The following is a 22755-nucleotide window of genomic DNA, read 5'->3' on the forward strand; positions in this document are numbered from 1 at the left end:
CGCTAGTTGCCCAGCGTGGCGACGAGCACCGCCTTAATCGTGTGCAGCCGGTTCTCGGCCTGATCGAACACGATGGAGGCCGGGCTTTCGAACACCTCTTCGGTGACTTCCATCGCCGTGATGCCGAATTCCTCTTCGATATCGGCGCCGACTTCGGTCTCGGCATTGTGGAAGGCGGGCAGGCAATGCATGAACTTGGCCCTCGGATTGCCGGTTTTGGCCATCACATCGGAATTCACCTGATAGGGCGTCAGCAGCTCGATCCGTTCCGCCCATTTTTCCTTGGGCTCACCCATCGACACCCAGACATCGGTATAGACGAAATCGACGTCTTTCACCGCGGCGTCCACATCCTCGGTGATCGTGATCCGCGCGCCGGTCTGCACGGCGACGTCATCGGCCTCGTCGCGGATCGCCTGGCCCGGCCACAGGCTTTCGGGCGCGCACAGGCGCACATCCATGCCCATCTTCGCCCCGCCGATCAGCAGGCTGTCACCCATGTTGTTGCCCGCATCGCCCATGAAGCAATAGGCGATCTCGCGCAGCGGCTTGTCGGAATGTTCCTGCATGGTCAGGAAATCGGCAAGGATCTGCGTCGGGTGGAATTCGTCCGTCAGCCCGTTATAGACGGGCACGCCAGCGTATTGCGCCAGCGTCTCGACGATAGGGTGACCAAATCCGCGATATTCGATCGCGTCATAGACCCGGCCTAGCACGCGCGCGGTGTCCTTGACGGTTTCCTTCTTGCCCAGATGCGACCCCGAGGGGCCAAGATAGGTCACATGCGCGCCCTGATCGTGGGCCGCCACCTCAAAGCCGACGCGGGTGCGGGTGCTGTCCTTCTCGAAGATCAGGGCGATTTCCTTGCCGGTCAGGCGCGGAACTTCAGTGCCGGCGTATTTCGCCGCCTTCAGGTCGGCGGAGAGTTTCAGCAAGAAGCTGATTTCCTGCGGCGTGAAGTCGCGCAGGGCCAGGAAATGGCGGTTTCTCAGATTGTAGGACATGGGATTTCCTTATCGTCGGTGGTTCAGATTGCGTCGCGGATCGTCGGGCAACTCATGCAGTGGCTGCCGCCCCTGCCCCGGCCGAGTTCGGCACCGGGGATGGCCAGCACCTCGATCCCGGCCTCCTTCAGTGCGGCGTTGGTGTCGTCGTTGCGGTCATAGCCGATGACGACGCCGGGGCGCAGCGCCAGCACGTTGTTGCCATCATTCCACTGTTCGCGCGATTGCTCCGCGGCGTCGGCCCCGCCGGTGGGCACTAGATGCAGTTTCTTGTGGCCCAGAATTTCAGCGGTGATCTCGAATATGTGGCGCGCATCCCGGCGGATATCGAGCGCGGCCTTGCCCTGACCGGGGCGCAGGTCATAGCAGGTGATCGCATCCGCCACCTCCTTGAAAGTGGTCACCACATCGCCCCCGCAATGGGTGAAAACGGTGTCCAGATGCATCGCCGCGCGCGAACTGGGCATCTGGCAGGCGATCACCCGCGTCACGTCGCCACCCTCGAACAGCGCCTCGGCCAGTTGGCCCACCGCCTGCGGGGTCGATCGTTCGCCCATGCCGACCATGACGACACCGTGCCCGATTGGCATGATGTCGCCGCCTTCCAGCGTGGCCGTCCCGAATTCCCGCGTCGGATCGCCGAACCAGACCCGCACTCGATCCGCGAATGTCGGATAAAACCGGTAGACTGCTGCCATCAGCAGCGTTTCGGGCCGCCGTGCCGCGAAATGCATCGGGTTCAGGCTCACGCCGCCATAAACCCAGGCTGAATTGTCGCGGGTAAAGATGAAATTTGGCAGCGGCGGCAGCACGAAACCGTGGGGGCCAAGGTAGCTGCCGAACATGCCGGAGGGCGTGAAAGGCAGATCGTCCACCCGGATGCCGCCGACCAGCAAACGGGCCAGTTCCGTGCCGGGCAGACCCTCCATCCAGGCACGCAAGTCGTCCCGCATCCCCACGCCGACGTCATTGCGGGTGATGCGGTGGTCGAGAACCCAGGCGCGCGCGTCGGAAATGTCCAGCGTCTCGCCCAGCAGCGCCATCGCATCCAACACCTCGACCCCTTCGCCGCGCATGACATCGGCAAAGACGGCGTGATCCTTGATCGCCTGTTTGACCCAGAACACATCGTCGAACAGCAGGTCTTCGCGGTTGTCCGGTGTCAGACGGCGATGCGCCAGGCCGGGTGGCGATACGATCACCTGCCGCAATGTACCGGCTTCGGAATGAACGCCCAATTTTGGTTCAGACATCTGGAATGCCTCCTTCTTTCTAATCAGAGAATGGCGGCCAGGCTGATCCCGGCCGAGATGAAGACGACGAGGATCAGCAGCAGGGGCCAGACGAAGACGACCCAGCGGTCGAACGACACGCGCCCGATGGCCAGACCGCCGATCACAACCGCAGAGGTGGGCGTGATCAGATTCACGAGCCCGCTCGCCGATTGATAGGCCGTCACCACGAGGTCACGGCCGACCCCCGCGAAATCCCCCAACGGGGCAAGGATCGGCATCGACAGGACGGCCAGGCCGGACGACGACGGCACGAGAAAGCTCATCCCGATCTCGATCCAAAGCATCAGGTTGATGAACGCGACTTCCGGCAGGCCGCCGAGGGTATCGGCGGCACTATTCAGGATCGTGTCGGCAATCAGGCCCTGCTCCATGATCACCACGATGCCGCGCGCCAGACCGATCACCAGCGCAACTCCCAGAAGATCCTTCGCTCCGTCGACAAAGGACGACGTTAGCTTCTTCTCCCCCATGCGGGCGACCAGCCCGACGACGATGGCCATGCCGAAGAACAGCGCGCCCATCCGAGCCATCCACCATCCCTGGCTCGAGACACCCCAAATCATTACCGCAAAGGTCGTAAAAAACAGGATCAGGACCAGCTTCTGAGTTCCGCTCAGCTTCGGCTCCTCGAACGTTGCATCCGTCTCGTTCAGAAAAAACTGCCGGTCGCTGTCGCGTTGCGCAGCGACGACGGACCGGGCCGGGTCGGCCTTAACCTTCGAGGCATAGCGCATGACGTAGGCCACGCAGATCGCGAGGCCGCCCAACAGAAGGACCAGCCGCAGCGCAATACCATCCGTGAACGGGATGCCTGCCGCGTTAGACGCGATCACCGTGGCGAAGGGGTTGATTGTCGATCCCAGCGTGCCGATCCCGGCACCGATCAGGATGATCGCCACGCCGGTCACGGAATCGTAGCCCGCCGCGATCACCACCGGGATCAGAAGCGCGTAAAAGGCCAGCGTTTCCTCAGCCATGCCATAGGTCGTGCCGCCCAGGGCAAAGAGCGACATCAGGATCGGGATCATCCAGATCTCGCGCCCCTTCAGCCGCACCATCGCCGTCTGGATGCCGGTGTCGATGGCATTCGTGGCATTCACCACGCCCAGAAAGCCGCCCAAAAGCAGTACGAACAGCGCCACGTCGATGGCATTTGCGGCATAGCTGTCGGGATCATAAAACCCCGCCACCGGTGCCAGCATGACGTCGATGACCCCCTGCGGATTGGGCTCGACCGTTTGATACGTACCCGGCACGGCGATCTCGCGCCCGACCTCTTCGTTCATGGCGCGGTCATATTGGCCCGCAGGGATAATCCAGGTCAGCGCCGCGACAACGATGATCAGGCCGAACAGGATGGAATACGCGGTGGGAAACCGCGCCGCCATGCCCTTCCCGTCCGGTGTCTTGGTCGATGATGTGTCAGACATCTCAAGTCCCCCTTATTCAATGTGATTTCTGCGAGTGTCCGGCGTGAAGCGGCACCTGGCCTGCCTGCGCATCGCCCTGACCGCCGCCGCTGGCGGACCCACTCTTGCCCGCACCAATACCTTCCAGCCGCGTTCGTTTCAGCAGCAGCGCGTTGACCGCCACCAGCGCGGAGCTGCCCGACATGGCAAGTGCTGCCACGGCGGGGCTGATGATCAACGGATAAAACACCCCTGCCGCCATCGGAAAGGCGACCACGTTGTAAGCCACGGCCCAGAACAGGTTCTGGTGCATCTTGCGCAAGGTGGCGCGCGACAACTCGATGGCCCCCACGACATCGTAGGGATCGCTTTTCATCAGCACGACATCGGCGCTTTCCATCGCCACGTCGGTGCCCGCACCGATGGCAAATCCGACATCGGCCTGGGTCAACGCGGGTGCGTCGTTGACACCGTCACCGACCATGCCGACCTTCTTACCCTGGGCCTGAAGCTCTTTGACCTTCTCGGCCTTTTGGCCCGGAAGAACATCTGCCAGCACAATGTCGATGCCCAGCTCGCCCGCGATCCGCCTTGCGGTACCTTCGTTGTCGCCGGTCAGCATCGCCACCTCGACGCCGCGTGCGCGCAGCTTGGCCACGGTGGCCTTGGCGCTCGGACGCGGCGCATCAGCGATGGCGATCAGGCCCAGCATCCGTCCGCCCTGCGCCACATGCACAACCGTGCGGCCCTCGCCCTTCAGGCGCTCGGCCTCCGCCGTCAGGGTGCCGACGTCGATACCCTCCTCGTCCATCAGGCGCCGATTGCCGACCAGCACGGTCTTGCCTGCGACTTCGGCGCGCGCGCCGCGGCCTTCGAGGTTGAGAAACTCGGCCATCTGCGGGACGTCGAGGTCCGCCGCGCGTTCGACAATGGCGAGCGCCAGCGGGTGGTCCGAGCCGCGATCGACGGCCGCCGCAGCCCGCAGCGCGTCATCCTCCGCGCCGCCTTCGGCGGCAACGACCTCGACCACGCGCGGTTCGCCCATGGTCAACGTGCCGGTCTTGTCGAAGACGATCACGTCAAGCTTGGTCGCGTCTTCCAGCGCACCGGCATTCTTGAACAGGATACCGTGCTGCGCCCCTAACCCTGTGCCCACCATCACCGCCATCGGCGTAGCAAGCCCAAGCGCGTCCGGGCAGGCGATGACGAAGACGGTGATCGTCAGCGTCAGCGCGAACAAAAGCGGAGAGCCGATCCACCAGAACCAGACCGCGAAGGTTGCAAGTCCGATCACGACGGCGATCAGCACCAGCCATTGTGAGGCTTTGTCGGCCAGAAGCTGGGCGGGTGCCTTGGAGTTCTGCGCCTCCTGCACCAGCTTGACGATCTGCGCCAGCGCGGTGTCGGCCCCGACCTTGGTGGCGCGGTACCGGAAACTGCCGCTCTTGTTGATGGTGGCGCCGATCACGGTGTCGCCGACGGCCTTGTTGACCGGCATGGATTCGCCTGTCAGCATGGATTCGTCGACCAGCGACGCGCCTTCGACAACCTCGCCATCCACCGGGATCTTGTTGCCGGGCCGGATCAGCACGATCTCGCCCTCAAGTACTTCGGAGGTAGGCACCTCAACGTCTTGCCCATCGCGGATAACGGTCGCCATCGGCGGTGCAAGATCGAGCAGTGCGCGGATTGCAGCGGACGCCCCGGCCCGCGCGCGCATCTCCAGCCAGTGACCCAACAGGATGAACACCAGCAGCACCGCCACCGCCTCGTAGAATTGCACGCCCGGAAAGAAGAAGGTAGACCCGACGCTGAACACATAACCGGTGCCAACCGACAGCACGACCAGGACCGCCATGTTCAGGATGCCGTTGCGCAGGGCGCGCCAGGCGGCGACGAAGAACGGCCAGCTTGGCCAGATAATCGCGGCACTACCCAAGAAGAACAGCCACAGATCCAGTTCCAGCCCGAAGGGCGGCGCGGGTGGCGTGAACAGGCCACCCATCGGCGAATAAGTGAAGATCGGGATGGTGAACAGCAGCGCCACCCAGAAGCGGTTGCGCATGTCGCGGACCATGCTGGCCATGTCCATACCACCGCCGTGGCCCATCTCGTGCGCCATCGCGTCGTGGCCAGCCGGGGCCTCCGCGCCAGACATTTGATGGTCGGCGTGGCAGACATGGTTCGGAACCCGCTCCCCGGCGCAGTGGAATCCGCAGGCCTCAACCGTGTTGCGCAGCTCTTCCTCGCCCACTGCCGTCTCATCGTAGTGGACTGTCACGCTTGCCGATGCCGGGTTCGCTTCGGCGCTGTGCACGCCGCCGAGAGCTGACAAATGGCGTTCGACCGCGAGATGATCGAGTTCCTCGAACAGCCCGCGGACCTCAAGGGTCAATTTTTTCAATGTTGGCTCCTGTCGATTTTCCTTGCGATCGAGAACGACCGTTTAGGTAAATAGACGTTGCCGGTCTCCAAACCTTACAGTTCCATCCGAAAGGCATTGATTTGCATGAAAGCCACTGGCGATTCCTCAACTCGGCAATTCGAATACTTTGCCGACGGGGCGCGCCAAGTCTCCGCAGAGGCCTCGTGCTCAGGGAGGTAATCGCGACTGAGCTGCCCCCGCGACCGTCCCATCGCAATGGGTGGTCAGCGGCGCCGAGAGGACTCCCGTAATGAGCCGGTTGCTTTTCAACGCCCAGTTTGTGCCTTAGGTTTGCACTTTGGGCCGTCCCAAAAAAATATGTCGGAGAAAGAATTCCATGTGCTTGTCCGCGCAAGTCAGCTTTGCCGCCAGCGTTTTTCTTGTTGGCGGCGGCACGGCCATTTCAATTGTGGCGTGGCGGCGAAACAAACGGTATCTTCCGCTTGCCCTGATGCCGCTTTTTGCCGGACTGCAACAGTTTACCGAGGGTTTTGTCTGGGTCGGCATGAACGGAAACGATCCCCTGACGGTCTTATGGGGAGCTATGGGGTTCATTTTTTTCACCTGGTTCATGTGGCCGATCTGGGTGCCATACTCGGTCTACGTTCTGGAACCGGACGACAGCCCTCGGAAGCGGTTGTTCCGCCTCATGGCGTTGATCGGACTGGCCTTCGGTCTATTGCTTTACATCCCGCACGGGCTGAACAGCAGCATGGTCGTGGTCGAGATCAACAACCAGTCGCTGGCCTATGAAAAATCAATGTGGCTTGATTACATGATGCCACGCTGGCTGACCAATACGATCTATGTGACCCTTATCACCCTGCCGCCAGCGCTGTCGCATTACAAACATATGCGCCATTTCGCCCTGACGCTGGTGGCGGTGATCGTGATCGATATCGCCTTTCTCCAGTTTGCCTACATTTCGTTTTTCTGCCTGCTGGCGGGGCTCGCAACGCTGCATCTGGTGTACATCATTTTGACCAACAAATGCGCCCGTGAATGCCCTGAATTGTTCGCCTGATTCCGTCGCCTAGCTTTGCTTGTCGCAGTAGGGGATCGCTTCGGCGCTAGACTGGGCAGTAGCAATCATCGGGATCCTCCAGGCAGCAGGCTCCACAATGGTATTGGATCGCCTCGCGCAGAGCAGCGCGCGCCCTGTGCAGCCGAACGCCAAGGGCATTGCGGTTCAACCCCATATCGGCGGCCACGATTTTCCGATCCTCTTCACCGAAATCGATCCGCCGGATCAATTTGGTATCAACGGTACGAAGCTCGGTAAGCAGCCTGCTCGGACAAGTGCACAGCCGCGCCATCTGCACCGGCGCATCGGCAACCAACTGATGTGGGTCTCGTGCGACAGCTACGGCCAAGCGGCTGCGCCGAGTGGCTTTGCGAAAATGATCGTTCATGGTGGACCGGAGGATCGCGTATAGCCATGCATCCATGCGTTCCACGTCGCGAAGCTGATCCTTGCGAGTCAGCACCCGAATGCAGAACTCTTGGAAAACATCCTCGGCATCCGCGCGGTTGCCGACCCGTTTCGCGAGGAAGCCGAGAAACGCTTTTCGCCCTTCGACCAGTGCGTTCTCGGTCGCTGTTCCACTATATTGTTCTTCCACATTGCTGTTCATTCGAGTTCCTCCTTTTATTGGCTCCACTTAATCACACGACGGTATTTGGCCTCTGGTCGGCCGCGCTTCCGAAGTGACTGAAGGAGTAAAAAATCAGAGCCAGTCCTGTCACGATCATCGGCGCGGAAAGCACTTGACCCATCGTCAGCCCCCATTCGCCGAAATGAAGCGCGTGACCGATCGGATTCTCGGCGGTCACGAACTGCATGTCCGGCTGCCGGAACAGTTCCACGAAGCTTCTGGCAAGGCCGTACCCAGTAAGGAAAACCCCGGTCAGAGCACCGGGGGCCTTCAGCCAGCCGCGCCGCCAGGCGAGATAGAGCAGGAGTGTTCCGAGCAGCAGCCCTTCCAGAAGCGCCTCGTATAGCTGCGAAGGGTGTCGGGCGCAGAGCCCGGTGATGCCGTCACAGACTTGCGCCGCCTCGCCCGGAAAGATTATCGCCCAAGGAACGTCCGTAGGCCGCCCCCAAAGCTCGTTGTTGGTGAAATTCGCCAGCCGTCCCAGAAACAGCCCCGGCGGAGTTGCCAGCGCAAGCAGGTCTGCGGTGCTGAGCAGGGATCTTTTCTGACGAAGACAGAATATCAGCGCCGCAATCCCTACACCCGCAAAACCGCCGTGGAACGACATGCCGCCCTGCCACACCTTGAGGATTTCCAGCGGGTTGGCCAGGTAATAGCCGGGCTGATAAAACAGCACGAAACCCAGGCGCCCACCCACGATCACGCCCAGTATGATCCATGTCAGAAGGTTCTCGATCTGCTCGCGATCAAGTGGCGGACCGGCCGGGGGCCAGAGTGCCGGGCGATTGACTGCGGCCAGACAGATGCGCCATCCGATGAGGATGCCGACGATATACGCCAGCGCGTACCAACGCAGCGCGAATGTGAAACTGCCGATTTCGATCGAGAACAGATCGGTTCCGATGTCCGGAAATGGTATCGCTGCGGTCAACATTGAGGGAGTCCCTGTTCTTTACTTTGGAACCGAAAACCGAAATGCCCCTGGCGCTCAATCCATGGTGCTCGTTTCAGAAGATGGTGTGCGTCACGATCAGTCATGGCGTAATCTACATCTTTGCCAGTCCCTGACGCCGATGAAGACGAGCGGGGTCAGGGTCAGAGCGCCCAGTCCGATTGCAGCCCAGGCAGCACGGGAGGTGTCTCCGCTGACGGCTTCGTTGCCGAAATGCGCGAGTACGAAACTGGCAGGAATAATTCCGGCTAACGTGGCCAGTCCGAAGCGCCAGAAATGCAGTCGGCTGAGCCCCGCTGCATAGCTGACAATATCGAACGAAACGAATGGTAACAGCCGACTGATAAAAACCGTGAATGTTAGCGCGTTCTGAGAGCCAAGCCAGCCAACATCGATCTTGTCGCCAAACCATTGCCGCAATACGTCCCGACCCAAAAACCGGGCGAGAACGAAGGCTGCAAGAGCGCCGAATTCGGCACCGAGAACGATGTAAACTGTTCCGACGGTGTGGCCGTAGGCCGCGCCTGCAGCCAGTGCGATGGGTGCACTTGGGATCGGCGTGGCCACGATCGCTATCGTCATCAGTCCGACGACTAAAATTGGCCCCCAGATACCTGCAGCCATGACCCAAGCAGAGATCCTGTCGCCGTTCAGGCGGGTCAGGGTGTCGGGCAGCGGTCCGAACGCAAGGACCAGCAAGGCCGCCGCGAATGCCAGCGCGATGGCGGTCTTGACGGTTGGTGTGAGCGTATTGTTACGGTTCATCTGCGCCTCATGTCAGGTCAAGGGCATCGAGAGAGACTTCAGGCCGCGTCCAAAGCGGCCCGGAGCAAATCGCGGACTTGATCGGCGACTTCGTGCAACTCGGCGTTCTCTACCGCTTGCATAGAGGCCACAGGGTCAATGGCGCTGATTTCGGTGCCTCCGTCCATCTGGCGCAGAATCACATTGCAGGGCAGCATCGCGCCGATGCGCGGCTCGATTTCGATGGCCTTGTGGGCCATGCCCGGATTGCAGGCACCAAGGATGCGATAGGGCGCCATCTCCACACCCAGCTTCTTTTTCATCGTCGCCTTCACGTCGATCTCGGTCAGTACGCCAAAGCCCTTTTCTGTCAATGCATCGCGGACGCGCATTTCAGCGTCGCCCAAGGCGACATCTTTCAAGACACGATCATAGGTATAGGCCAATTCGATTTTCTCCCTTTCGGATTTTCTGTGGTTGCTGCTCATTGCCTGGACTTGGCAAGTCCGGACGCGGTCTGGTGTTGCGTCCGGATGTTTTCGGATCAGACGTTTGGGGAAGCGGCGCCAGTCAGAGCTGGCGCCGAACCTCTCAATTGTCGTTCATCATGGTGCCGTCGCCCATGCCCTGGCCATTGCCGGGCTGACCCTGCGACTGCGCCATGTTCGACCGCATCATCTGCATCCGTTCCATCATTTCGGCAGGCGCCACCATCTCTTCCGCCGTCACCGCGCCGTCACCGTCGGCATCGAGGTGCTGGAATCGGTCCACCATCATCTCGCGGATCATCGCGCTGTGAAGCGTTTCGAACTCTGCAATCGAGAGGGAGCCGTCGCCATCGCCGTCATATTCGGCAAGCTTGGCCTGCAGCTGCGTGCGCATCTCTTCAGGAGTGACCTTGCCGTCGCCATCAGCGTCCAGCATCTTCGTCATGCCTCCGCCCATCGGGCCCATAACGCCCATCATGCCGCCGCCCATCATGTTGCCATGCATGCGCTGCATCATATCCATCATTCCATCCATGCCCTCCATCATGCCCATCATGCCGGGGGCACCTCCTTGCGCGGCACCGGGTCCGGATTTTCCGCCGTGTCCGTGGTGGGACTCCGCGAACGCGGCACCGCCAAGGACGGTTGCAGTGAGGGTCATTGCAGCGAGTAGAGTATTGCGTTTCATTTAGGTTACCTCGTGTCAGTGTTGCGATACAGAACATATGGCAGATGCCTGTCGCGAAGGAATGCAGGGAGCGCAGGCGTTTTGTATCGGCAGGTCGCAAACGCGGGGCCTGTTACACTTCGTGACAAATCTCTTCGGGAAAGCACCCGGCATTCATCTAAAGGAAGGCTTATGAGCGAACCGCCGCACATTCTTGTCGTCGATGACCACCGCGAAATCCGCGATGCCGTGACGCGCTACCTGGAAAAGAACGGGATGCGCGCAACGTCCGCGCGCGACGCGGTCGACATGGATGCGAAGCTTGCGAACGGCAAGTACGACCTCATCGTCCTCGATGTCATGATGCCGGGGGAAGATGGTCTTTCCGTGTGCCGCCGACTTTCGGCAAGTGGATCCGTTCCGATCCTGATGTTGACCGCGCTCGGGGAGGAAACCGACCGGATTGTTGGCCTTGAAATCGGCGCGGATGACTACCTAGCGAAACCCTTCAACCCGCGTGAACTGGTCGCCCGGATCAAGGCCATCCTGCGCCGTTCGACGAAAGCCGAACCCTATGCAGGTACACTTTCGGGCCGACGTATCGCATTTGCCCATTGGATTCTGGACACGGACAGTCGGGTACTTTCGAACGAGGACGGTGAGCAAATCGATCTGACCAGCGCGGAATTCAAGCTTTTGACCGTCCTGCTGGAACGTCCTCGTTTTGTCCTCAGCCGCGATCAGTTGCTCGATCTGACGGCAGGCCGCGCAGCGTCAGTATTTGACCGGACCATAGACAATCAGATCAGCCGACTGCGCCGGAAGATCGAGCTTGATCCGTCGCGGCCGCGCATCGTCACGACTGTGCGCGGCGGCGGCTATTGCCTGGCTGCCGATGTCCACGAGTTGAGCTGATGCCGCGCCCCTTCGATAATCTTCGTGGGCAGTTGGTCCTGCTGATCGTCGCGGCGCTTGCTGTCGCACAGACGATCAGCCTGTGGCTGTTCGTCGACGAGCGTGGTCTCGCCGTGCGCGCCGCCTTGGGTTTCGAAGCGGCAGGCCGGGCCGCGAACGTCGCGCTCTTGCTCGAAGAGGCGCCGGAGTCCTTGCAGCAGGCGATCCTGAGAGCGGCGAATTCCCCTTTGGTACGTTTCGATCTTTCGGACATTCCCGCTGTCGATCATGAAAGCCATGCAGACGGTGGAGCCGTAGAGGCGCGCGTTCGCGGACTACTAGGTGGCGCGAACGATCGAGAAATCCGCGTGGAATTGCACGAGGTCGAGCAAGGCATTCCGCCGATGCCACATCTCGCGCCGGAGATGGCCGAAATGCATCTCGCGATGATGCGGGGCGAGCTTTCCGCGATCGAAATGCAACTGTCGATCGCCCTGGCGGACGGGCAGTGGCTGAATGTCGGAACAAGGTTCGAGCGGCCGCCGTTGCAGTGGCCATGGGCTTCAATCGTCAGTTTCGGAATCACGGCGGCGATCATTCTAGTCTCGGCCTGCTGGTTTCTTCTGACCCGGCTAACCGGACCGCTTCTGCGCGTTTCGCGCGCAGCCGACAGGCTTGGAAAGGGGGAAGCCGTCGATCCGTTGCCACTGATCGGTCCGAGCGAGGTGCGCGGCCTCACGCAGGCCTTCAATCGGATGCAGGCGAGACTGACGCGTTTCGTCGCGGACAGGACAAGACTTCTTGCGGCATTGGGCCATGATCTGCGCTCTCCGCTGACCGCCATGCGGGTGCGGGCGGAGATGGTGGACGAGGACGAAACGCGTGAAAGTCTTGTCGCCTCAATCGAGGAAATGCAGGAGATGGTCGATGCAACGCTTGCCTTTGCACGGGGCATGGCCAGCTCCGAAGTCTACGAGACGGTGGATCTGAAAACCTACCTGAAGCAGTTGCAGGCCGACATGATCGACGGCTTCACCCTTGATACAGCCAACAGCATAAGCGTTCGCTTGCGTCCCCAATCGGTGCGCCGCGCCCTGCGCAACATCATCGAGAACGCGCAGCGCTATGGCGGGGGGGCGGAGGTCACCTTCGTACATGACGCCGAATACGTCCAGATACGGGTCTCCGACAACGGACCTGGGGTTCCCGAAGCCGAACTCGAGCAAGTGTTCGAGCCGTTTTTCCGGCTCGAAAAATCCCGCTCGCGCGAAACCGGTGGGACCGGTCTTGGCCTGTCGATCGCGCGAACGATTGTGCGGGCCCATGGCGGCGACGTAGCGCTGACGAACCGCACCGAAGGCGGTCTTCTCGTGACCGTCACTTTACCACTCGAAACAGAACCTGATCAGCAAGAAAGGAACACCTCATGATAAAAATGGTATCCGCTGTAACCCCGTCAGCCCTAGTATTGTCCGCCGGAGCCGCGCTCGCCGATCCTGCGGACAGTTGGGGCAACGGTTTCGGTCACATGATGTGGGGAGGTGGATTCGGCATGGCTGGCGGTTTGATGATGCTGTTGTTCTGGGGGGCGATCATCGCATTGATCGTGTTGGCCGTCCGCGGGTTCTCGGCCGGGTCCCGCTCAGGCGGCAAATCCGACGCGGCCGAGATTCTTCGCGAACGCTATGCCAAAGGTGAGATTGACGAAGAGGAGTACGAGCGCCGCAAGGCGAAACTCGAATTGTGACGCCAAGGCTGATGCTTTTGATGCCCACCGAACTATGAATCATTAACTATCGACCTTCCCACCATGGAACGCTGTGTCCACTAAGGGAACGGCCGAATGATTGGGAAATCGGACAGGTTGTTTTCGCCTTCGGCTTCGACACCGCAGTGTTCCAAACCGTGCTGCCCATGAGGGTTGCAATGTTCCATGGATGCATATTGCGCGCCGTTCGTGTTTACAGGCCTCGCATTCAGGTCATTTTGGCACGGCAACAAATCGCGTGATGTCAGTAAGCCGAAGGTAGATATTTGAGGATCACGATCTGGTGACAGCCGGGTTCGCGCGCACTTTTTTGCGATGCTACGAACTGATACAAAATTCACTGTTATGTCAGACGAGCTCGCTTGACCCTCCAGTGCTGGAAGGTGGTTTATGCACACCTGATAGGCAAGAAATCAGGAGCAAGAATGCCATGGTAGAGCAGGCACCCTTTGTAATCCATAGACGTCGTTTCGTACTGGCTGCGGCGGGCGGCGTAATCGCGTTGGCTGCGCCGTCGTTACTCCGGGCGCAGGAAGCGGAAACGACGCGTCGGAACTTATCGTCTTTCCGCACGCACGAGTGGCGGGACCATTTCGAGACTCTGGACAAAGGTATCATCATTTCGGATACGATCACGAAAGTGTTGCAGCATTGGACCGCCGATGGCGAAATGCGAATCTATCCGACATCGGTTCCCCTGACCGATGAGTTGACAAAGCGGGGCTATACCGAGGTTGTCGAAAAAAGGGAGAACCCGAGCTGGGCGCCAACGCCGTCGATGCGTGAGCGCAACCCCGAATGGCCAGTGCTTATTTCAGGCGGAGACCCCGCCAATCCGCTGGGCACCCGTGCGCTCTATCTGTCTTGGCAGTATTACCGGATCCACGGAACGCAGGATACTCGGAAGATCGGGCGCAAGTCGTCGAACGGATGTATTGGCCTCTACAATGAACATATCGAGGAAGTCTTTGACAGAACGGCGGTGGGAACACAGGTCAAATTGATCTGAAGTGGACAGATGGCTGCGAGGGACCGTAGATAATGAACAAGGTACTTCTGGCCGTTGTGGCCTTTCTGTTGGTCGGCGGCTTGGCGATTTATTGGAACACCTCCCCATCTGGTCAACAGGCGGCCGGTCACTCGATGGTGCCACCGGACACAAGCGGCGTGGCCCGAGGGGCACCCATCGTGGAGGTTTCGGTGCCGACGGACCTGTCAGCGAATGCACAGATCGGAAAACGCGCATTCGAGGCGAAATGTGCCGAATGCCATGGCGCCAACGCAGCAGGTCAGAATGGTGTTGCGCCGCCACTTGTGCACAAGATCTATGAGCCTTCACATCATTCGGACATGGCTTTCGTTCTAGCGGCCAAGAACGGTGTCCGGTCGCATCACTGGAATTTCGGGAATATGCCGCCGGTCAAGGGACTGACAGACGCTGACGTCAAGATGATCACGCAATTCGTCCGGGAACTCCAAGAAGCGAATGGCATTTTCTAACAGATTGAAGGGTGAAATTTTTTTTACCGGGAATTTGACCAATCGCCACCGACCGCGACTCTTCCAGAGCTTCTTGCCGTGCGCGGCTGGACCGTCGCGGACCTGAACTATGATTTGCTCGGCAGCTTGACTCGGCAGGGCAACGTGTTCGGTGGAATTCGGCGCGGTCGTGTAAACCGAAACTCGGTTCCTCCCTATTTGCGGCTTGCCTGCGGTGTCGGTCAATCTTCTGGCTATCAGGTTGCTGAAAGCAGCAGAGACGATCACCTTACGGGTGTCGCAGCCGAACTACGATCAATGCGACGGGGCGCGCCAGAGCTCCATACTATTTAAGGCTAGGAGAGAACATGATACGATGGGATTTCCTTTTGCGTAGCGCTTCGGCGGTCGCTGTCCTTCCATTGCCCAGAGCGGGGCGCGCCTTGACGCCTCAATTTGACGAATTCAAAGCTCAGGTGAGCGCGGTCCAGCTCGCGCCGCCGCCTTATCCAAAGACGGAAATATGGGGCTATGACGGCATGATGCCCGGCCCGGAGTTGCGGATCGCGCAGGGTGCCCGCGTTCAGCGAAAGTTACTGAACGCGCTGCCACAGGCAAGCTCGGTCCACTGGCACGGAAGCCGGATCGACAACGCGATGGACGGCGTCGCCAGGCTGACCCAAGCCGCCGTCGAACCGGGCGAGAGTTTCGATTACGACTTCGTTGTACCTGATGCCGGAACCTATTGGTATCACGCCCATGCGAGGTCCTTCGAACAGGTCGCCCGAGGGCTTTACGGCGCGCTGATTGTTGAGGAAGCGGAAGCTCCGGAAGTGGATCGCGAGGAGGTTCTGATCCTGGACGATTGGCTTCTCGATCCCGAAACCGCACAGATCAATCCCGACTTCACCTCTGCGCATTCCCGCAGCCACGCAGGCCGCATGGGAAATTTCGTTGCGACGAACGGACAGTACGGTCTTGCGATCGATGTGCGTCAGAATGAACGGCTTCGACTGCGTCTGATCAATGCGGCCAACGCGCGGATCTTCGTCGTTGATATCGCCGGAATGGAAGGCTGGACCATCGCGTTGGACGGGATGCCACTGGCGCAACCCCAGAGGCTCGGCGAACCCCTCATTCTCGGCCCCGGCCAGCGCGCCGATCTGATCGTCGACGTGACTGCCGACTCCGGTGAAACGGCCCATCTGGTGCGCCTCGACAATGGGGAAGGTATGTCACAAGTTGCCCTTACCGTGACCGGTCGGGCGTCCGCCGTACGCCGGGATGACCCCCCTGCCCTGCCGAGCAATGCGAATATGGATGTTCCGGGCCTAGACAATGCGGTTCCCGTTCGCCTTAACATCGAGGGCGGTGCGATGGGCCGGATGCAATCGGCGGTCTTGAACGGTGAACGGAAATCCTTCCGCGATCTGGTCGACGAAAACGAATACTGGGCCTTAGACGGCACCGTCGGAATGCCCGATGCACCGCTTGCCGGTCTCGCTCTCGGGCAGACCGTCAAGCTTGAGATTAGCAACGACACGTCCTTCCCGCACGCGATGCACTTGCACGGGATGCATTTCCGCGAAATCGGCGAGGATGGCACATTGGGGCCGCTCCGGGATACGATAACGATGTTCCGGGGGGAAACGCGGACCGTTGTCTTTGTCGCCGATAATCCAGGCGACTGGCTGTTTCACTGCCACATGCTCAGCCACGCGGCCGCCGGCATGATGACGTGGATGCGAGTGACGTGATGCGAAGATACCTGATGCTGTCGGTGATTTTTCTGGGCGGTGGCGGAGCCACAGCCTGGCTCATGAGCACGGCCGGTGTGCAGACCGAATCCACGCCGGAAGCCGCCGACATTGCACAGGGTGAAGATCTTTACAGAGAATATTGCGCGGCCTGCCATGGCGCCGATTTGGAAGGACAGCCGGATTGGCGGTCGGCCGGACCAGATGGCGTCCTGCCTGCACCGCCGCATGACGAAACCGGTCATACCTGGCATCATCCCGATGGCGTGCTGTTTGACTACACCAAGCTGGGCGGCAAGGCCGCTCTTGCCCTCCAAGGGGTCGAGTTCGAAAGCGGCATGCCCGGGTTCGGCGACCAGCTGTCGGACGCCGAAATCTGGAACATCATCGCTTACATCCAATCAACGTGGCCGGAGCGTCAGCGCGCTATTCAAGCCGAACGAAGTGCTGACCAGCGACAGCAGGAAGGCAACTGAACCGCGTCCGAGAAAGGCGCTGAATATCTTTGGGTCGAGGAAAAGTTGGACTGGTTGTCGAGCGAAGGTATGGCGCAATCGAGTTACCGCCCATCCACGGACACATCCAATTGGTCGAGTGCGCTTAATCGACTTGGCACGACAGGTCGCTGGGTACGTGATCCGGCAAGTTTTGCACCAGTAATTGCAGTCCCAAGGGTTATTCAGGTCGCGGCTGGCGCCGACACATCGTATCCTGCGTTTTGGATCGCTTCCGCCACCGCCCTGACGCTGAGAAAACTCTCGACCGAAACGGTATGCGTGCTCAAGTCGCACGAAACGGTCGCAGTTGGGTCAATAGACCTAATCGCCTTGTCAATTGTTGCGGTGCAATGCCCGCAACTCATTCCCGGAACTGTGAAGCTGCTCATATACGTCTCCTTCTCTCTTATCTTCAGGTGGGCGCTTCCAGCGGAGGAAGGTCAAGGGAAAAAATATTTTGAAAAGCTTGACCTTCCAGTTGGTGGAAGCCCTAGATATCTTACCCAGAGACGAAGGAGACGCTCATGCCAGTCACACAAGACCTGCGGGTCTCTGTCCAGAACATGTCCTGCGCATCATGTGTCGGTCGGGTCGAGCGCGCGCTCTCGGCGCTGCCCGGGGTCGAAGAGGTCAATGTGAACCTTGCGGCCGAAACTGCGCAGGTCCGAATCGACTCGGAAACCCGGATACCGGAGCTGATCGACGCGCTGGATCGGGCCGGCTATCCCGTCCAGACGCAGACAATTCGCCTGAACGTCTCGTCCATGTCCTGCGCGTCCTGCGTCGGCCGTGTCGATAAGGCGCTGGCGGCAGTGCCCGGCGTACTGGAGGTCAACGTCAATCTCGCCGCCGAGACCGCAACCGTGACTTATGTCGAGGGCGCGATTAAGATCTCCGATCTACTGAAAGCTGCCACAGACGCCGGCTACCCTGCTGAACCGGCGGACAGTGCCTTGCCCGAGGAGCACAGCGCCCGCAAGGCAGGCGAAGCGCGCAATCTGGCCCGTAAGACCGCCTTCGCGGCAACAATGGCGCTGCCGGTTTTCCTGCTCGAGATGGGTGCACACCTGGTGCCGGGGATGCACGAGATGATCGGCCGCACCATCGGTCACCAGACAAGTTGGATGATCCAGTTCGTACTGACGACAGTTGTGCTGTTCTGGCCCGGACGCCACTTTTACGCCAAGGGTTTCCCCGCGCTTCTGAAGGGCGCGCCCGACATGAACAGCCTCGTCGCCGTCGGCACCGGCGCAGCCTATCTCTATTCTCTTACCGCGCTCTTTGCGCCTGCGCTGCTGCCCGTGGCGTCCCGTGCCGTTTATTTCGAGGCAGCGGCAGTCATCGTCGTGCTGATCCTTCTGGGCCGCTGGATGGAGGCGCGCGCCAAGGGCCGCACCGGTGCCGCGATCCAGAAGCTTCTTAGCCTTCAGGCCCGCACCGCGCGGGTTCTGGTGGACGGGGAGCCGCAGGACGTCGCCATCGAACGGATCGGCACCGGCGATATCCTCGTTGTGCGTCCCGGCGAACGCATTGCGGTGGATGGAGAGGTCACGCAAGGCAGCGCCCATGTCGACGAGAGCATGATCACCGGAGAGCCGCTTCCCGTGTCCAAGTCCGGGGGCGATCCGGTCACCGGCGGCACCGTCAACGGCACCGGCAGCTTCCGGTTCCGCGCCACACGTGTCGGCGCCGACACGACGCTCGCGCAAATCATTCGCATGGTGGAGCAGGCGCAGGGCGCCAAGTTGCCGATCCAGGGCCTGGTGGACCGGATCACGCTGTGGTTCGTGCCGGCGGTCATGGCACTGGCCGCGTTGACCGTTCTGGTCTGGCTGCTGTTCGGCCCCTCGCCCGCCCTGTCCTACGCGTTTGTGGCCGGGGTCTCGGTCCTCATCATAGCCTGCCCCTGCGCCATGGGACTGGCCACGCCGACCTCGATCATGGTCGGTACTGGGCGCGCAGCCGAGATGGGCGTGCTTTTCCGCAAGGGCGACGCGCTGCAACAACTGACGTCGGTGGATGTTATCGCGCTCGACAAGACCGGCACCGTCACCCAAGGGCGCCCCGAACTGACCGATATGGTCCTGGCCGACGGGGTCGACCGGGCCGACATCCTGGCACTGGTGGCGGCGGTCGAGACGCAGTCCGAGCATCCCATCGCCGAAGCCATCGTGCGCGCGGCCCAGGCCGAGAACGCGGCACGTCACGACGTCGAGAGCTTCGAATCCATCACGGGCTACGGCGTTCGGGCCAAGGTTGCCGGCCACGAGGTGCTTGTCGGTGCAGATCGCCTGATGGTCCGCGAAGGACTGAGCATCGGGTCGCTGGCCGAGGCGGAGGGCCGCTTGGCCGTGCTGGGCCGCACGGCATTGTTTGCCGCGGTGGATGGCAGGGTTGCAGCGGTCATCGGCGTGTCCGATCCGGTCAAACCCGCCAGCGCGGCCGCCATTGGCGCGCTGCACCGCCTCGGGCTGGAGGTCGCTATGATCACCGGCGACAAGCGCGAGACAGCCGATGCCATCGCACGCGAAACCGGCATCGACCACGTGATCGCCGGCGTTCTGCCCGATGGAAAGGTGGCCGCACTAAACGAGCTTCGCCAAGGGGGCCGACGGATCGCCTTCGTCGGCGACGGCATTAACGACGCCCCCGCGCTGGCACATGCGGATGTCGGTATCGCCATCGGCACGGGAACCGATGTGGCCATCGAATCCGCCGATGTGGTGCTGATGTCGGGCGATCTGCGCGGCGTGGTCAACGCCTTTGAAGTATCAGGCCGCACGATGCGCAACATCCGTCAGAACCTGTTCTGGGCGTTCGGCTACAACGTCGCGCTGATCCCGGTGGCTGCGGGTGTGCTCTACCCCACGTTCGGCTTGTTGCTCTCGCCAGTCCTGGCTGCCGGAGCCATGGCACTGAGTTCGGTCTTCGTGCTGACCAACGCCCTTCGGCTACGCAGGGTCCATCCCATCATGGAAGAAGCCAGAGCGCGCGGTGGTGAAGAGGCCACTTTGCTATCCCCTAACCCTGTCGCCGCTGAATAAGGAGAACCTGATCATGAATATTGGAGATGTCGCCGCCCTTTCTGGCCTCCCAGCCAAGACGATCCGATACTACGAGGATGTCGGGCTTGTGAAGCCTCTTCGCAGCACGAACGGCTATCGCACATTCCGTGAAAGCGATGCGCACAAGCTCGCGTTTCTCGGCCGTTCCCGGGCGCTCGGCTTCAGCATTGAAGACTGCCGCAACCTTATTGCTCTGTACGAGGACGAAAAACGCGCCAGCGCCGAAGTCAAGGATATCGCCGAGCAGCATCTTGAACGGATCGACGACAAGATTGCGGAGCTGAAGGAAATGCGCGCGACGCTAGTACATCTAGTGGACGCCTGTGCCGGGGATCACCGCCCGGATTGCCCAATCCTCGCCGATTTGGCAACGAAACACCGCGGCGAAGAGCAACTCAAGAATACTGCGTTGTAGGGTGCGAGCGTTTGGCTTGGGCGATCCTCTTTGCGATTGTGCTCTTCGGTTTGAGCGGACTTGTGCATGTCCGTGCGATGAGTTTCGTCATGACGGCCACCAAACGCACTCCATTCACACAATCAAGCCGCCTCTTATTTGCCCTCTATACACTCGCGACCGCCCACATAGGTGAAGCCGGGCTCTACGCACTGGGTTTCAGTTTCGGCGAGTTCTTAGGTATTGGCGGTTTCGCTCAAGATAACGTCGATTCATTCATGGATGTTTTCTACTTTTCCGTCGTCAATTACTCCTCTCTGGGGCTTGGCGATATTTATCCCACGGGTCATTTGCGCTTTCTTGCCGGCATCGAGGCCCTGAATGGCTTTCTCCTCATCAGCTGCTCGGCCTCTACAATCTTCCTCGTGGTCACGAGAAAGATGGATTAGGAGCGCCACAAAACCTCACCCGAAAAGAGTTGGAACCCTCCATCGCTGGAAGGTTGTTGATGTTCTGAACGGGGATGGAACAAGCGAAAGGAGCACGTCATGTCATATTGGAGATTTGCCGCCATGATCGCGACCTCGACGGTCGTGATGTTCGGGCTGATGTATCTCAACACCTATCTTCTGACCCATGTTTTCTGGTCCGAAACCCGAGCCTATATGGCGCTGTTGATGGGTGCGACGATGGCGATCATCATGTTGGCGTTCATGCTTTCAATGTATTCGAGCAAGACCGTAAATGCCGCTATCTTCAGCGGTGCCGTCGTCGTGTTCGCCGCCTCGCTCTGGCTCGTACGAAGCCAGGTCACGGTGGGCGATACCAGCTACATGCGCGCGATGATCCCACACCATTCGATCGCGATCATGACATCGAGCCGCGCCGATATCTCGGATCCGCGCGTGCGCAAGCTCGCGGACGAGATCATCTATGCGCAAGATAAGGAAATCGCGGAGATGCGCTATCTGATCAACGATATCGATGCATCCGGCGACACATCCGAGACTGCAAGTGTCGAGAGCCCCCGTATTGTGAGCTTGGATCAAGCCCTGTCAACAGCAAACGTCGCAGTGCTCGACCCCGGCTTCCTGACGAAGGAGGATATCGCGCAGCTTCTGCCGAATGGCGCGGCGTGCACATTCAACTATACAACCGGCAGTCCGGCCTCACTGGCATTGGGTGAGATCGATGGCGCAGCCGTCGGGCTCGTCAAGCTGAGCGGCGATCTCGTCCGGGTCGAACAGAATGCAGCCGGCGAATTGGGCACAGAAGGCCTGTCGATCCGCCTTGGCGTTCCCCAAGACGGTGCTGCGCTCGAAACCGCAGGTACCGAACCGGTCGATGCGACTCTGACGATCGAGCTCGATGCCGGTCTGACCGCCGGATTCCGGGGATTCTACAGTTGCGGGGCATGACATGAAGCACCATTCAAGCACACAAGCGCAGTCGGCGACGCTGTACCGCATGGTCATGCCGGGCCACCTCTGCCCCTACGGTCTGAAGTCCAAAGACTTGCTGGAGAGGCAAGGGTATGAGGTTGAGGACCACCATCTGACCACGCGTGAGGAAACCGACGCGTTCATGGAAGAGCACGGCGTCGAAACCACCCCGCAAACTTGGATCGGGGAAGAGCGGATCGGCGGATATGACGACCTTCGGGTCCATTTCGGCATCGATGCGCCGGAAGACGAACGCTCGGACACGTCCTACCAGCCCGTGATCACGATCTTTGCCGTCGCGTTCCTGATGGCGCTCGGTTTGTCGTGGTACAGCTTCGAGAACATTTTCACCCTGCGCGCCCTGGAATGGTTCATCTCGATCTCGATGTGCTTTCTGGCGGTACAAAAACTTCAGGATGTCGAAAGCTTTTCGACCATGTTCCTGAACTACGACCTGCTGGCGCGTCGGTGGGTGCGATATGGCAAAATCTATCCGTTCGGAGAGGCTTTCGCAGGTATCCTCATGGTCGCCGGGGCGCTGACTTGGCTTTCGGCACCGGTGGCCTTGTTCATCGGCACCGTTGGCGCAGTATCGGTTTTCAAGGCGGTCTATATCGACAAGCGTGAATTGAAATGCGCCTGCGTCGGTGGTGACAGCAATGTTCCGCTTGGCTTTGTCTCGCTCACGGAAAATCTGATGATGATAGTCATGGGGATTTGGATGCCGATCAGAGTCTATCTGATCGGCTGAAAGGCGGATGCCGTTTTCACATCCTTCAGACTCGTTCTCCCGGTAGGAGCGCAGGTCAGGCAGCACTGC

At 60.3% G+C, this 22755-nt stretch carries 23 protein-coding genes; 13 read left to right on the forward strand and 10 right to left on the reverse strand.

All coding sequences use genetic code 11. The features are described 5' to 3' along the window. Positions 1-2 precede the first annotated feature (2 nt). From argF to MF268_RS22050, 4 genes are read right to left on the reverse strand one after another with little or no spacing between them, the layout of a single operon-like run. A complete protein-coding gene (gene argF, locus MF268_RS22035) occupies positions 3-1004 on the reverse strand; it encodes an ornithine carbamoyltransferase (protein ID WP_008282902.1) in 1002 nt (333 codons plus the stop codon). Positions 1005-1027: 23 nt separating this feature from the next. After that, positions 1028-2257, reverse strand: a complete 1230-nt coding sequence (locus tag MF268_RS22040; protein ID WP_088635785.1) for an arginine deiminase — start codon at positions 2255-2257, stop codon at positions 1028-1030. Between the two features lie 23 nt (positions 2258-2280). Then, positions 2281-3729: a YfcC family protein gene (locus MF268_RS22045; protein WP_037275431.1), complete on the reverse strand. Its 1449-nt coding sequence runs from the start codon at positions 3727-3729 to the stop codon at positions 2281-2283. Positions 3730-3745: 16 nt separating this feature from the next. Beyond that, positions 3746-6112 carry a heavy metal translocating P-type ATPase gene (locus tag MF268_RS22050; protein ID WP_008282905.1) on the reverse strand — a complete coding sequence of 789 codons (2367 nt, stop codon included), beginning with the start codon at positions 6110-6112 and terminating at the stop codon, positions 3746-3748. Positions 6113-6470: 358 nt separating this feature from the next. On the opposite strand from MF268_RS22050, the gene MF268_RS22055 reads away from it, so the two are divergent. Further along, positions 6471-7157: a DUF6629 family protein gene (locus tag MF268_RS22055; protein ID WP_037275433.1), complete on the forward strand. Its 687-nt coding sequence runs from the start codon at positions 6471-6473 to the stop codon at positions 7155-7157. A gap of 46 nt (positions 7158-7203) precedes the next feature. On the opposite strand, the gene MF268_RS22060 is transcribed toward MF268_RS22055, so the two are convergent. From MF268_RS22060 to MF268_RS22080, 5 genes are all read right to left on the reverse strand, one after another. Next, entirely contained in the window at positions 7204-7767 is a 564-nt protein-coding gene (locus MF268_RS22060) for an RNA polymerase sigma factor (RefSeq protein ID WP_088635784.1), read from the reverse strand. Between the two features lie 31 nt (positions 7768-7798). Further along, positions 7799-8722 carry a prolipoprotein diacylglyceryl transferase gene (gene lgt / locus MF268_RS22065; RefSeq protein WP_037275436.1) on the reverse strand — a complete coding sequence of 308 codons (924 nt, stop codon included), beginning with the start codon at positions 8720-8722 and terminating at the stop codon, positions 7799-7801. Between the two features lie 96 nt (positions 8723-8818). Continuing rightward, positions 8819-9505 carry a TVP38/TMEM64 family protein gene (locus MF268_RS22070; protein ID WP_099911740.1) on the reverse strand — a complete coding sequence of 229 codons (687 nt, stop codon included), beginning with the start codon at positions 9503-9505 and terminating at the stop codon, positions 8819-8821. Between the two features lie 38 nt (positions 9506-9543). Then, on the reverse strand, positions 9544-9930 hold the full coding sequence (locus MF268_RS22075) for a DUF302 domain-containing protein (RefSeq protein WP_037275483.1): 387 nt from the start codon (positions 9928-9930) through the stop codon (positions 9544-9546). 145 nt (positions 9931-10075) lie between these two features. Further along, positions 10076-10660: an EF-hand domain-containing protein gene (locus tag MF268_RS22080; RefSeq protein WP_233145758.1), complete on the reverse strand. Its 585-nt coding sequence runs from the start codon at positions 10658-10660 to the stop codon at positions 10076-10078. Positions 10661-10831: 171 nt separating this feature from the next. On the opposite strand from MF268_RS22080, the gene MF268_RS22085 reads away from it, so the two are divergent. The 7 genes from MF268_RS22085 (at position 10832) to MF268_RS22115 (ending at position 17013) form a co-directional block, all read left to right on the forward strand. Next, entirely contained in the window at positions 10832-11554 is a 723-nt protein-coding gene (locus tag MF268_RS22085; RefSeq protein WP_037275440.1) for a response regulator, read from the forward strand. Next, on the forward strand, positions 11554-12963 hold the full coding sequence (locus MF268_RS22090) for an ATP-binding protein (RefSeq protein WP_037275442.1): 1410 nt from the start codon (positions 11554-11556) through the stop codon (positions 12961-12963). The genes MF268_RS22085 and MF268_RS22090 overlap by 1 nt, the downstream gene beginning before the upstream one ends. Then, positions 12960-13280: an SHOCT domain-containing protein gene (locus MF268_RS22095; protein WP_075571760.1), complete on the forward strand. Its 321-nt coding sequence runs from the start codon at positions 12960-12962 to the stop codon at positions 13278-13280. The genes MF268_RS22090 and MF268_RS22095 overlap by 4 nt, the downstream gene beginning before the upstream one ends. A gap of 451 nt (positions 13281-13731) precedes the next feature. Further along, entirely contained in the window at positions 13732-14310 is a 579-nt protein-coding gene (locus MF268_RS22100; protein ID WP_238372974.1) for a L,D-transpeptidase, read from the forward strand. Between the two features lie 32 nt (positions 14311-14342). Further along, on the forward strand, positions 14343-14801 hold the full coding sequence (locus MF268_RS22105) for a c-type cytochrome (protein ID WP_238372975.1): 459 nt from the start codon (positions 14343-14345) through the stop codon (positions 14799-14801). Between the two features lie 347 nt (positions 14802-15148). Next, positions 15149-16537, forward strand: a complete 1389-nt coding sequence (locus tag MF268_RS22110) for a multicopper oxidase family protein (RefSeq protein ID WP_273545141.1) — start codon at positions 15149-15151, stop codon at positions 16535-16537. A 14-nt stretch (positions 16538-16551) separates the two neighbouring features. Next, positions 16552-17013: a c-type cytochrome gene (locus MF268_RS22115; protein WP_238372977.1), complete on the forward strand. Its 462-nt coding sequence runs from the start codon at positions 16552-16554 to the stop codon at positions 17011-17013. 203 nt (positions 17014-17216) lie between these two features. Here the strand turns inward: MF268_RS22115 and MF268_RS22120 are convergent, their stop codons facing one another. Continuing rightward, entirely contained in the window at positions 17217-17423 is a 207-nt protein-coding gene (locus MF268_RS22120) for a heavy-metal-associated domain-containing protein (protein ID WP_238372978.1), read from the reverse strand. A gap of 135 nt (positions 17424-17558) precedes the next feature. Between MF268_RS22120 and MF268_RS22125 the strand changes: the two genes are divergently transcribed. From MF268_RS22125 to MF268_RS22145, 5 genes are all read left to right on the forward strand, one after another. Further along, the gene (locus MF268_RS22125) at positions 17559-20078 is read left to right on the forward strand and encodes a heavy metal translocating P-type ATPase (protein WP_238372979.1); all 2520 of its coding nucleotides are present in this window, start codon (positions 17559-17561) and stop codon (positions 20076-20078) included. A gap of 13 nt (positions 20079-20091) precedes the next feature. After that, positions 20092-20514, forward strand: coding sequence for a Cu(I)-responsive transcriptional regulator (gene cueR, locus MF268_RS22130; RefSeq protein WP_238372980.1), 423 nt, complete (start codon positions 20092-20094; stop codon positions 20512-20514). 11 nt (positions 20515-20525) lie between these two features. Then, positions 20526-20942, forward strand: a complete 417-nt coding sequence (locus tag MF268_RS22135; protein WP_009820196.1) for an ion channel — start codon at positions 20526-20528, stop codon at positions 20940-20942. 99 nt (positions 20943-21041) lie between these two features. Continuing rightward, positions 21042-21911, forward strand: coding sequence for a DUF305 domain-containing protein (locus tag MF268_RS22140; RefSeq protein ID WP_114276288.1), 870 nt, complete (start codon positions 21042-21044; stop codon positions 21909-21911). Position 21912: 1 nt separating this feature from the next. Beyond that, positions 21913-22686, forward strand: coding sequence for a glutaredoxin (locus MF268_RS22145; RefSeq protein ID WP_337926831.1), 774 nt, complete (start codon positions 21913-21915; stop codon positions 22684-22686). Positions 22687-22755: the final 69 nt, after the last annotated feature.

This window comes from Heliomarina baculiformis (assembly GCF_019966545.1).
GTDB classification, from domain to species: domain Bacteria; phylum Pseudomonadota; class Alphaproteobacteria; order Rhodobacterales; family Rhodobacteraceae; genus Heliomarina; species Heliomarina baculiformis.